This is a genomic window from Marivirga salinae (assembly GCF_030503855.1).
Taxonomy (GTDB): Bacteria; Bacteroidota; Bacteroidia; order Cytophagales; family Cyclobacteriaceae; genus Marivirga; species Marivirga salinarum.
Genome location: NZ_CP129971.1, coordinates 807,045 through 819,105, shown reverse-complemented (window position 1 = coordinate 819,105; position 12,061 = coordinate 807,045). Strand labels below are relative to the sequence as shown.

Annotated in this window: 10 protein-coding genes; 9 read left to right on the top strand and 1 reads right to left on the bottom strand. The window is 35.9% G+C overall.

Annotated elements, in window-relative coordinates:
* Position 1 precedes the first annotated feature (1 nt).
* The 6 genes from guaB (at position 2) to QYS49_RS03470 (ending at position 7,684) form a co-directional block, all read left to right on the top strand.
* Positions 2-1,474, top strand: a complete 1,473-nt coding sequence (gene guaB, locus QYS49_RS03495) for an IMP dehydrogenase (protein ID WP_308350250.1) — start codon at positions 2-4, stop codon at positions 1,472-1,474.
* Positions 1,475-1,658: 184 nt separating this feature from the next.
* A complete protein-coding gene (locus tag QYS49_RS03490; protein ID WP_308350249.1) occupies positions 1,659-2,867 on the top strand; it encodes a hypothetical protein in 1,209 nt (402 codons plus the stop codon).
* Between the two features lie 14 nt (positions 2,868-2,881).
* Entirely contained in the window at positions 2,882-3,796 is a 915-nt protein-coding gene (locus QYS49_RS03485) for a hypothetical protein (protein ID WP_308350248.1), read from the top strand.
* An 85-nt stretch (positions 3,797-3,881) separates the two neighbouring features.
* Positions 3,882-4,301: a nuclear transport factor 2 family protein gene (locus QYS49_RS03480; protein ID WP_308350247.1), complete on the top strand. Its 420-nt coding sequence runs from the start codon at positions 3,882-3,884 to the stop codon at positions 4,299-4,301.
* Between the two features lie 365 nt (positions 4,302-4,666).
* Positions 4,667-6,709, top strand: coding sequence for a M3 family metallopeptidase (locus QYS49_RS03475; RefSeq protein ID WP_308350246.1), 2,043 nt, complete (start codon positions 4,667-4,669; stop codon positions 6,707-6,709).
* Between the two features lie 288 nt (positions 6,710-6,997).
* Complete coding sequence (locus QYS49_RS03470; protein WP_308350245.1) at positions 6,998-7,684, top strand: hypothetical protein; 687 nt, start codon at positions 6,998-7,000, stop codon at positions 7,682-7,684.
* Between the two features lie 216 nt (positions 7,685-7,900).
* Here the strand turns inward: QYS49_RS03470 and QYS49_RS03465 are convergent, their stop codons facing one another.
* On the bottom strand, positions 7,901-9,658 hold the full coding sequence (locus QYS49_RS03465; RefSeq protein ID WP_308350244.1) for a pectate lyase-like domain-containing protein: 1,758 nt from the start codon (positions 9,656-9,658) through the stop codon (positions 7,901-7,903).
* A gap of 127 nt (positions 9,659-9,785) precedes the next feature.
* On the opposite strand from QYS49_RS03465, the gene QYS49_RS03460 reads away from it, so the two are divergent.
* From QYS49_RS03460 to QYS49_RS03450, 3 genes are read left to right on the top strand one after another with little or no spacing between them, the layout of a single operon-like run.
* The gene (locus QYS49_RS03460; protein ID WP_308350243.1) at positions 9,786-10,223 is read left to right on the top strand and encodes a DoxX-like family protein; all 438 of its coding nucleotides are present in this window, start codon (positions 9,786-9,788) and stop codon (positions 10,221-10,223) included.
* Complete coding sequence (locus QYS49_RS03455; protein WP_308350242.1) at positions 10,220-10,954, top strand: DUF2071 domain-containing protein; 735 nt, start codon at positions 10,220-10,222, stop codon at positions 10,952-10,954. The genes QYS49_RS03460 and QYS49_RS03455 overlap by 4 nt, the downstream gene beginning before the upstream one ends.
* Positions 10,945-11,697, top strand: coding sequence for a class I SAM-dependent methyltransferase (locus tag QYS49_RS03450; protein WP_308350241.1), 753 nt, complete (start codon positions 10,945-10,947; stop codon positions 11,695-11,697). The genes QYS49_RS03455 and QYS49_RS03450 overlap by 10 nt, the downstream gene beginning before the upstream one ends.
* The last annotated feature ends 364 nt before the right edge of the window (positions 11,698-12,061 follow it).

Here is a 12,061-nt window from a genome sequence, read left to right as displayed (position 1 = left end):
TATGAGCTTAGACACATCCAAATTCGTTTACGAGGCTTTAACATACGATGACGTATTATTGCTTCCTGGATATTCAGAAGTTTTACCGAGAGACACTGACACTTCCACAAAATTAACCAGAAATATAACGCTTAACATTCCTTTGGTTTCCTCTGCGATGGATACTGTAACGGAACATCATTTGGCTATTGCTATTGCATTAGAAGGTGGTCTTGGATTTATTCATAAAAATATGACCATTGAGCAACAAGCGATGGAGGTTAGAAAAGTGAAGCGGTCTCAAAGTGGGATGATTTTAGATCCTATCACTTTGCATATCGACAGCACAGTAGGAGATGCTTTAAAAATTATGAGGGAAAATAAAATCGGAGGTATTCCGGTAGTAGATTCCGATAAGAAATTATTAGGCATTGTGACCAACCGTGATTTAAGATTCCAGAAAGACGGAAAAGTATCGGTAGAAAAAGTAATGACCAGCGGTAATTTAATTACCGCAGAAGAGGGCATTAATTTGGAAGGTGCTGAAGAAGTATTGCAGGAGCACAAAATCGAGAAATTGCCGATCATTAATAAATCGGGAATTTTAATGGGCTTGATTACTTATAAAGATATCCTTAAAAAAAGAGATAAACCCAATGCTTGTAAAGATGAATTCGGAAGGCTGAGAGTAGGCGCAGCAGTTGGAGTTACAGGAGACATCGAAGAGAGAATTGATGCCTTGGTGAAGGCCGGAGTAGACGTGGTGACCATTGATACTGCTCACGGGCACAGTAAAGGAGTGATTGATACCGCAACCCGAATCAAAAAGGCATATCCTGATTTGGAAATGATAGTAGGAAATATTGCTACACCAGAAGCAGCCAAAGCATTGGTGGCAGCTGGAGCAGATGCCGTAAAAGTGGGTGTTGGTCCAGGAAGTATTTGTACCACAAGAGTAGTAGCTGGAGTGGGAGCACCGCAATTATCAGCAGTTTATGAAACTTATAAAGCTATAAAAGATACTGGAGTTCCAATTATTGCCGATGGCGGTATTCGTTTTTCCGGTGATATAGTGAAAGCTTTAGCCGGTGGTGCTGATAGCGTCATGATTGGTTCGCTTTTAGCGGGAACAGAAGAAGCACCAGGCGAAATGATTTTATTTGAAGGAAGAAAATTCAAATCTTACCGAGGCATGGGTTCTGTAGAAGCTATGAATATGGGAAGTAAAGATCGTTATTTTCAGGATGCAGAAGATGATATCAAAAAATTAGTGCCAGAAGGAATTACTGGTAGAGTTCCTTTTAAAGGATTGGTTTCTGAAGTATTGCACCAAATGATAGGCGGGCTAAAAGCTGGAATGGGATATTGCGGAGCAGGAAACCTTGAACAATTGAAAGAAGCGAAATTTGTAAAAATCACCGCAGCAGGAGTAGCCGAAAGTCATCCGCATGATGTGCATGTAACGAGAGAAGCACCGAATTATAGTAGGAAATAAAACTTTAGCACAAGTAGACGCTTGCGCTATTGTTGCTTGCGCCATTTGTAAATAAAATATTAAAAATAGCGTTGGGAAACTGACGCTATTTTTTTGACCATTTTAAAATAACTAATTTTTTGGTTAGATTGTAAATTATTTTTCGATGGATTTAAAAGTGAAAAAGCTTAAAGTTTACAAAATTATGAAACAATCAATCGCACTATTAATAAGCATTTATTTATTGGTTTCCTGTACAGAAAGAGAAATTCAACAAATTGATTTTTCCACAGACTATAAATTTTCTTCTGAAATAGAAGAGCAAATACTAACGGATACTATTCCGTGGAAATATCAAATTTCAGCTGCTGACTTTGCTAAAAAAGGAGATTATAAAAATGCCTTAATTCACTGGGATATGGGAATGCCAACTCAAGATAGGAATTACACAAAATCAGAAATTGATTCTATCAATTCAAAATATTCTGTTGTAAATGCAACGGAATATATTATTCAAGAGGCTCAGAAAAATCAGGTGGTGATGATTAATGAAGCGCATCATAATTCCATGCATAGAGCTTTTACTAAATCACTGCTTCAAAGACTATTCGATAATGGGTACAAAAATCTCGGCTTAGAAGCTTTAGATATTGGGAACAATCTCGATTCAGCACTTAATAGACGCGGATACCCTGTTCAAAAAACAGGCTATTATACTCAAGACCCTCAATTTGGAGATTTGATAAGAGATGCAATAGAGATTGGTTATGAAGTATTTGCCTATGAAAGACTTGGAACTGATTTTGGAAAAAATAGAGAAATTGGACAAGCTAAAAACATACAGAAAGTAATTGAATCAAAACCAAACGAAAAATTTCTAATTCATTGTGGTTTTGCTCATCTGATGGAGGGGAATTATAGCGGATGGGAAAAAGCAATGGCTGGAAGATTGACTGAATATACAGGCATCAATCCATTAACGATAAATCAAGTTGAATATAGCGAAAGAAGTAAAGCAGAATATAACCACCCACTTTTAAAGGCACTTGATATTAAAGAATCGTCTGTTTTGATAGATAAAGATGATAATCCATTAAAGTATGAAAAGGATGAAGCTTGGGCTGACATTGCAGTTCTGCATCCAAATACTGATTACGTTGATGGTAGACCTAATTGGTTATTTGAAAATGGAAACAAAAATATTTCACTAGAATTAAAGGATATTCCAATTGAGTTTCCGGTTATGGTTTTGGCTTACAAAAAAGGAGAAGATATTAATATGGCGGTTCCAATGGATATTACGGAAATAGAGGATAAAAAAGAAAACGCTCATCTTGCCTTAGAAAAAGGAGCTTATGAAATTGTGGTGACTAATAAACTTAAATCGTTCAAATTTGAAAGAGTAGTGGAATAACTAATTCACCAAAATTGAAACTTATACTATCCATCTTAACCCTTTTCATTCTGACCAATTTATGTGGACAGGAAATGGAGAAAGTATATCTCGATAAAAACGACTCTTCTAGAAATTGCTACACCATAATTTACCCAGCAGAGCAAGACTGGAAAGGATACATTATAATTCTCCCAGGCTTTGGACAAAATGCTGAAAGAGTTTTAGAGCAAACCAATTTACCAAAACTAACAGCCCAAAATGGATTGCTTACCATTATCCCAACTTTGCAAGATGGTGTGCTATCTTTTGGTGTGGACAATTCAAGCCAAAAATCATTGGAGAATATAATTCAGGATGTAAAAAACACACATTATCTCGAAGGACAAAACTTTTATATCGGGGGATTTTCAATTGGCGGAAGCGCTGCCATAAAATATGCACAAAATGCAACCGTAAAACCAAAGGCGGTCTTTGGAATTGACCCACCTTTAGATTTTGAACGATTTTATAATTCTAGCAAAAGAGATATTAGGCTTTCCGTTGATAAAGAACCCAGCCAAGAAAATGTTTATATGGTGAAGAGAATAGAAGAAGTATTCGATGGAACACCCAACACAGCATTATCCAATTTCCATAAAATTTCTCCTTATTCATTTTCCGATACCGCCCAATCAGCAGTTAAAAAATTTGGGAATATACCACTCAGAATTTATTCAGAACCCGATGTTCAATGGTGGCTAAAAAAAAGAGATGCAGATTTAACTAGTATGAATGTTACCGAATGTTCAGCCTTTATTAATGAGCTCAATAGACTAGGAAACGAGAAAGCAGATCTTATTTTAACAGAAAACAAAGGGTATCGAAAACCAAACAATTCAAGGCATCCCCATTCCTGGAGCATAGTGGATAATGATGATTTAATTGAGTGGTTATTGGTTAAGGAGTAAAATTTCTTGCACTAATCTTTAAATTAATTTTGTTAGATTTATAGTAAATAGCTCTAATCTAAGGACTTCCTTTAACCAAATAATCATGAAAGCTATAATCCTTGAAAAGTTTAAGAATTACTTCTCACAAATAGATTTCACAAATAATTCTGTTCTGAATGAAATCTATTCAGATCATATAGTTTTAAAAGACCCAATTCACGAAATTCATGGAATTGAAAATCTCAAAGCATACTTCAACAAACTAAATGAAAATCTAATTGAAGGTTCATTTCTATTTACCGATGAATCCATTGTTGACAATAAAGCCTATTTAAGCTGGGAAATGAATCTCAAATTAAAAAGACCGAAAAAGAATGTGAAAGCATCAGGTATTTCAGTCCTAATAATTGAAGATAAAATAATCAGACAAAGAGATTATTTTGATACCGGGGAGCTGTTCTACGAAAACATTCCTGTTTTGGGAGCCATTATCCGAACCATAAAAAAGAAATTGTCGAAGTAGAAACTCAAGTTGATTAATGAAATTTTAAACACGAGTCATTTACTGAAATCCTCAAAAAATAACCTTGGTTATTTTCTTTTGAGTTCTCTTGTTACTTTTGTGGTGGAAAAGTGCTACCTATAATGGGACTAAAAAACATAATTATTTAACCACAAAAGAGACAAAAGAAAACAAAAGGTTTTTCGCTTTAGCGAAAATAATACTCATATATTAGTTTTGAATTTCTGACAGCATGTGCAGACTTGTTTTCACAAATGCAAGAGGAAAAACATTAAATCAATCCCTATAATTTAATCTTCTCATCCCCCAATTCCGTAATAAACAACTTAAGTTTGCATTCGAAATTCTAACAAGAAAATATATTTATGGATAACCCATTATTAAAAAACTTTGATACTCCCCATCAAACACCACCATTTGATAAAATAAAGTCCGAGTATTTTATGCCGGCTATAGAAGTTGCCATTAAAGAAGCCAAGCAAGAAATTGAGGATATCACCTCACAAAGTTCAGCGCCTACTTTTGAAAATACTTTGGAAGCAATGGAATTAGCAGGTGAAAAATTAAGCTCGGTAACTTCCATTTTATTCAACCTCAACAGCGCGGAAACCAATAAAAAAATTCAAGAAGTAGCCAGAGAGGCTTCTCCCATCTTATCAGAATTTGGAAATGACATCTGGCAAAATGCTGATTTATTTGAACGTGTAAAAACTGTTTATAATCAAAAAGATCAGTTGGAGCTCGACAATGAGCAAGCAATGTTGTTGACCAAAACCTATAAAGCCTTTATCCGAAACGGAGCTGATCTGAATGAAAAAGATAAAGCCCGATTTAAGGAAATCACCAAAAAGCTTTCACAGCAGAGCCTTACTTTTGGTGAAAATGTACTGGCAGAGACCAATGATTATGAATTGGTGATATCAGATGAAAAAGATTTGAGCGGATTGCCCGATTCTGCTATTCGACAAGCTGCGAATATAGCTAAAGCAAAAGGCAAAGAAGGAAAATGGGTTTTCACTTTGCAAGCTCCAAGCTTTGTTCCATTTATGGAAAATGCAGATAATCGCTCATTGAGGGAAGAGCTTTATAAGGCATTTATGTCCAAAGCCAATAAAAATGATGAGCGCAATAATAAAGTCATTATTCAGGAAATCGTAAATCTGAGAAGTGAGAAAGTCAGTCTTTTAGGCTATGATTCTTATGCAGATTATGTGTTGGAAGAAAGAATGGCGGAAAGTAAGGATAAAGTACAGAAATTTTTGGATGACCTCTTGAAACAAGCTCTACCAAAAGCGAAAGAAGAGGTAGCCGAAATAAAATCATTCGTAAAAGAACTGGGAGAAGATATTGATTTACAGCGTTGGGATTGGGGTTATTATTCTGAAAAGCTGAAAAAGAAAAAATATGCTATTGACGATGAATTGCTAAGACCTTATTTCAAATTGGAAAATGTGCTAGATGGCGTTTTCCAATCGGCTGAAAAATTATATGATATTCGATTTAAAGAAGTTAAAAATATTCCAGTTTACCATGAAGATGTAACCACCTATGAAGTAAGCACCACTTCAGGTGAACATGTGGCCATTTTCTATGCAGATTTTCACCCGAGAGAAGGAAAAAGAGGAGGCGCATGGATGACCACTTATCGGGATCAATACCGAAAAAACGGAGAAGAATTCAGACCCTTGGTTTCCAATGTCTGTAATTTCACGCCATCTTCACCGGGCAATCCGAGCTTATTGACTTTCAATGAAGTAACGACTCTATTCCATGAATTTGGTCATGCCTTGCATGCCATGTTAGGAAACAGCCGCTACGGCAGCTTGTCCGGAGCCAATGTTTATTGGGATTTCGTGGAACTGCCTTCCCAGATTTTTGAAAATTGGTGTTATGAAAAGGAATGCCTCGATTTATTTGCGAAGCATTTTGAAACAGGCGAAAAGATTCCGCAGGAATATGTTGAAAAAATAAAAGCCAGCAGCACTTATCATGAAGCCTACGCCACCGTGAGGCAAGTTAGTTTAGCACTTTTGGATATGGGGTATTTCAGTTTGGACAGAGAAGAAGCTAAAAATATTGAAAATGTAGCCGACTTTGAAGAAAAAGCCATGGCACCCACAAAATTATTCCCGAAAGTGAAAGGCACATTAATGAGCACCCAATTTGGCCACATTTTTTCTGGTGGCTATGCCTCAGGTTACTATAGCTACAAATGGGCAGAAGTATTGGATGCAGATGCGTTCTCTTTATTTAAGGAAAAAGGCATCTTCAATAAAGAAGTCGCACAATCTTTTAAAGACAACATCCTTTCAAAAGGAGGAAGTGAACACCCAATGGAATTATACAAAAGATTCAGGGGAAGGGAGCCTAAAATAGAGGCACTGCTAGAAAGAGCCGGATTGAAATAAACGGGATAAATTACAAGACCTATTTACAAAGCACTTCAGATTGTCTGAAGTGCTTTTTTTATTTAACTGGAGAAAAATTTATCAAATATTTTGTGGAAATCAGTTCAAAAAACAAAATAATTAAATAAATATTAAAATATTTATATCAAATTTGTTTAATTTAATTAAACGATCAAACCATCATAATATTTGATTGGCAACATTATATTATTCAGTCCGCCACTTAAAAAAAGAATAATTGGCACTCAATTTGATAAACTGACAAATCTAAATCCATAATTTAGTGCTATGAAGAAATTATTTACTATCGTTTTGGTGCTTGGTTTTTTGGCTACACAGGTACAAGCTCAGACAAAAATATCTGTAAAGCCAAAAACAACTAAGGAAACGTCAACAATTACAAGGCCTCAAACTACAACATCTACAAAGGCTCAAGCATCGAATGAGGAGATGAGAATTAAGGGCGAAAAATTTAGTAGAAACACTTTATACCTTAATGTTTTAGGCCCTTCTATTCCTGCTTCTTTTAATTATGAGCGAATTATTACAAAAAACGGACTTATAAATGTTGCGGCTAAAATTGGTGGATTTTATTTTCAGTTTCCACAGTATAATGAATTAAAACTTGCGAATGCCAGCTTTGAATTTAATATGTTGGTTGGTAGGAAAAGTCATTTGTTTGTAATGGGCTTTGGCTGGGCTGGTTACTATGGACAATGGTATTCAAACAGACAAGAAGAGACAAGGAATTATGGTATCCCAACAAGTACATTTGGTATGCATTACCGTTTCCAAAAACCTTCGCATGGTATGTTTTTTCAAGTAGGTTTTAACTCTACTACTCTTTTAGGCTTTGCTTCTGATGATTTAGTGGAAATGGCCATAGGAAATGCTGTGATTTATGGTATGGATTTAATATTTGGAAAGAAACCTTCTTTCACCGTGCCTTCAATCGGGATTGGTTATTCTTTTTAAAGCCTGACTAAGCATAGTTGTTTTAAGCTAAATATTAAAGAGCGTTTCAGGGATTACCTGAAACGTTTTTTTTAAAATCAAATTTCATAGCTTATAGAGAAGTTCTAGATTTACTAAGGTTTTAATTTTGAAGTTTTTATATTTGATAATAAAAATATATCTGAAATGTTGACAGCGGAATGCTAGGCATAATAACTTGATAAAGAAAACCCCACACTATTCTTTCCCTTTAAATCCATCATAAAGTTTTAGTTCGCCCACTTCGGTGGATTCGCCCAATCCATTAATGGAATGATTGATACCTCCATTGAGTCCAGCGAAGGTTGAGATATGTGTGATTACTATGCCTGAATTGTCAGGGACTTCCATTGCATTTTCTAATCTGACATTATTAGAAATAGTTGGCTCACCACGAAAAAAGCTATAAATTCCCAAGCCATAGGCATTGTGATTTTCAACGCTATCCGCAACTTTATAAGAAGCATAGCCAGGCTTTCCATTAACATTCCAAACCTCTAAGCTGGGTGGCGAATAGGGAATTTCAGATTGGTAAAAATAAGTTCTGCCGTATTCTCCATTCCAGAGCGTTTGATATCCTTGGAAGTGCTCATTAAACAAGCCGTAGATTGTGACATGATCCCCATTTACAACAAGGCCGTGCTTATTTTGTCCATCCATCCATTCAGTTCCAATACCGTGATCGGCTCGCCATAACCAAAAATGATCGCCAATTACATAATTGCTATTGATAGTCACGGTGGCTTCGGCTTGACCAACTACCGCACCCCCAACTCGGCAATAGATATCATGAAGAGAAATGGGATTATCAGAAAAATCCTCATCAGAATCCTCTGTTCCAATTTGAATCAGGCTTGGAGATAGTTCAGGACCCGCATCTACCATAAAACCTGCTAATTTTACTCCATGGACATCATGAGTAGCCACCGCAATCACTCCATTTTGAGGAATAAGTGTCGGTAATCCAAGGCCAAAGATTACAGTATTAGGATTTGTGATGCTAAGGGTTTCATCTAGTTCGTAGATTCCTGGTGTAAACAAAATATGCTTACCATCAGCTAAGGCTTTATTAATGGAAGTGGAATTATCTTTATCGGGAAAAGCGATGTGAAAATCAGCTATGGGTATTAGCTCACCCTTCTCATCACGATTTATCCATGAAGGACCAGAAGTATCTCGAAGCAAAGCAGGAACAAATACCGCATAATCACCCGATTCTGTATAAGTCAAAAACGGTTTTTCACGAATTATTGGTGTTTTGTCAATTACGGTTGTGGGTTGAGCAGGCCATTTATCATTCGGAGCACCTTTCACTCCAACAAACACCCTGTTCCAGTTTCCACCTTCCCATGAACCAATGCTTGAATTTCTTGTCATCCACTGCTGTCCTGTGGTTAAACCAGCCCTGCCTTCCACAATAGAATTGGCAAGAACACCACCACTTGCCCAACTTCCTTTATCAAAATTTATATCCCCTGAAACATGCATTCTTCGGTAAGGAGCGGCTTGTGAAACCGCCCAATAAATCATTTCGCCATCCTTCGGGACTACTTTGAAATTCTCGGCACCACGCCAAAACATAGTGGTCACCTTATTGTCATTTGTAGATGAGGTGGATTGTACTGCTCCATTGATGGTAACATCCTCAGGATATCTTCCTAAACCAAGTGCCTGAACATAATAATCGACCGTCACATCTAAATCATAGGTTCCGGGTTTGAATAATAGAGCATAACGTTCTGAGCCAAACTCATTATATTTTTGTTGCTCGTGTAAGGCTTCAAGCGTCATTTTTATACTATCCAAATCCATAGAATCGTCAAAAACGAGAACATTCTTACCAAATATGAAGGTATCTGAATCATTAGAGTCTTTGTTTGAGTCGGAACATCCAGTAGCTATACTTAACAACAGTATAGAGGAAAGTGTGTAGAGGAAATGGCGGATAGAAAGCATGCTTTAGTAATTTAAATTAAGTTTAATGCCAAGTATTAATAATACAATTAAACTACAACAAAAACGAATTATTTAAAACTCTAATTCAATGGATTGTGTATAACAATTTGTAAATTTAGCTTTGTCAATGAAGAAGTTACTACAATGTGGCTTCCTAGATAGTAACAGCTTGATCCCCAAAACCCTCCATAAAACCTTAACCTTCTTAATAGCCTTAGTCTGGCTAATAAACGGACTTGTTTGCAAAGTCCTCAATTTTGTTCCAAGGCATGAGCAAATAGTTGCAAGAATCTTGGGTGATGAAAATTCAAGATTGTTTACCATTTTAATAGGAATTTCTGAAATAATAATGACAATTTGGGTTATAACTAAATTCAAATCGAAGTTGAATGCCATTGCTCAAATAATCATCGTAGCAACTATGAATCTTATAGAATTTATACTTGTCCCTGAGCTTTTACTTTGGAGAAGGTTTAATATAATTTTTGCTTTTCTATTTATAGGTATTGTTTATTATAACGAATTTGTATTGAACAAAAAGTTAAATCCGCAGACCACATCATGAATTTTCTAAAAAACCATCCTTTTGCAGTTGAAACCTATTTCGAAAACTCCATTGTGCTGTCTTATGCAATTGCTAAAGAAGAATTGCAGGACTTGATCCCGGAATGCTTAGAGCTGGATACTTTTGATGACAAATGGGCTTTTGTTGCGGTAGCCATGGTGAATACAAAAGGCTTAAGGCCTAAAGGAATTCCTAAATTTTTGGGTAACGATTTCTTTCTAATTGGTTTTCGAGTGTTTGTGCGCTATACCGATAAAAGAGGAAAGCGATTAAGAGGCTTATATATTTTGAAATCTGAAACCAATAAAAAGAAGATGGCGTTCTTCGGAAATATTTTTACGCATTACAATTACACCACTACAGATATCAGCTATAAAAAGGAGGATGACCAACTTACCATTCACTCTAAAAAATCCGGTTTAGATGTTGTGGTTAATTCCACCAATCAGGATATTAAATTACCTGCAAACTCACCTTTTAGCGATTGGAAAGAAGCCAGACGATTTGCCGGTCCATTGCCCTTTACCTTTACTTATAATGAGGAGAAAAAAGAAGTCTTAATTATTGAAGGTGTCAGACAGAACTGGAAACCACAACCGCTAGAAATTCAAAAAGCAGAAGTAGGCTTTATTGAGGAAAAAGGATTTAAAGATATCCATCTTGCGAATGCTTTTGTTGTGAGCAATATTCCCTATTACTGGAAAAAAGGAAAAGTAGAGCAATGGAAATAAAAAGACGAAAATTTCAGGGCGTTCTCAATATTTTAAGCTTTAACCGTCATTTTTATGTCATAGGATTAATTGTTTTAGCCACAACTCTAGCTGGGTTGATGTTTTTTAAAGTCCCAGATTTTTGGATTTGGATAGTAGTGGCTACTTTTCTTTATGGACTTATTATGCCATTGGTTGTTTCTGCATACGTTTATGATTTTTCAGGTTATTACGATTTCAAATGGTTGAAAAAACTCGATTTAACAGATCAAAAACCAAGACAAATAGTAAACATCAATGCAGGTTTTGATGAAACGAGTTTTATACTCAAAAACAATTTCCCAGAGGCCACTTTAAAAGTTTTTGATTTCTACAATGCAAAGCAACACACAGAACCTGCAATAGTTAGAGCAAGAAAAGTCAGCATGGTATATCCTGATACACTTCAAATAAAGTCTGACGAAATTCCTTTAGATGATCAATCGGCAGATCTTATTTTTTTACTTTCTGCAGCTCATGAAATCCGATCGCATAAAGAAAAAGTAGCCTTTTTGAAGGAATGCCACAGAATTTGCAAGCCAAATGGAGAGGTTATTACAGTTGAGCACTTAAGAGATTTCCCCAATTTTTTGGCATTTACCATTGGCGTTACTCACTTTTTCTCAAGAAAAGCATGGGAAAAAGCATTTAAAGAAGCAGGTTTTTCTTCCTTTGAAGAAAGCAAGTTCACCCCATTCATGTCTATATTTACTTGTCGTCCTTAATGCTATGCAAATCCATTTTCAGATTATCGGAATTTTACTTGTGGCTCTGGCATTCGTTCACCTAATTTTTCCAAAATATTTCAAATGGAAAGAAGATTTAAAGCCATTGTCTTTAATAAACAGACAGATGATGACGGTTCATACCTTTTTCATCGCACTTGTGGTTTTCTTAATGGGCTTACTTTGTCTGACTTCATCTTCAGATCTAGTAGAAACAAAGCTAGGCAAGACTGTTTCACTTGGGCTTGCCATTTTTTGGAGCTTACGCCTCTTAACTCAGTTTTTCGGATATTCTTCCAAATTATGGAAAGGAAAACCCTTTGAAACTCTAGTTCATTTTTTCTTTACTGGGATATGGATATAT

Bases quoted from the DNA above. Each gene is read 5' to 3' on its own strand.
- guaB (WP_308350250.1), top strand. From the start codon at position 2: ATGAGCTTAGACACATCCAAATTCGTTTACGAGGCTTTAACATACGAT.
- QYS49_RS03490 (WP_308350249.1), top strand. From the start codon at position 1,659: ATGAAACAATCAATCGCACTATTAATAAGCATTTATTTATTGGTTTCC.
- QYS49_RS03480 (WP_308350247.1), top strand. From the start codon at position 3,882: ATGAAAGCTATAATCCTTGAAAAGTTTAAGAATTACTTCTCACAAATA.
- QYS49_RS03475 (WP_308350246.1), top strand. From the start codon at position 4,667: ATGGATAACCCATTATTAAAAAACTTTGATACTCCCCATCAAACACCA.
- QYS49_RS03470 (WP_308350245.1), top strand. From the start codon at position 6,998: ATGAAGAAATTATTTACTATCGTTTTGGTGCTTGGTTTTTTGGCTACA.
- QYS49_RS03465 (WP_308350244.1), bottom strand. From the start codon at position 9,658: ATGCTTTCTATCCGCCATTTCCTCTACACACTTTCCTCTATACTGTTG.
- QYS49_RS03460 (WP_308350243.1), top strand. From the start codon at position 9,786: ATGAAGAAGTTACTACAATGTGGCTTCCTAGATAGTAACAGCTTGATC.
- QYS49_RS03455 (WP_308350242.1), top strand. From the start codon at position 10,220: ATGAATTTTCTAAAAAACCATCCTTTTGCAGTTGAAACCTATTTCGAA.
- QYS49_RS03450 (WP_308350241.1), top strand. From the start codon at position 10,945: ATGGAAATAAAAAGACGAAAATTTCAGGGCGTTCTCAATATTTTAAGC.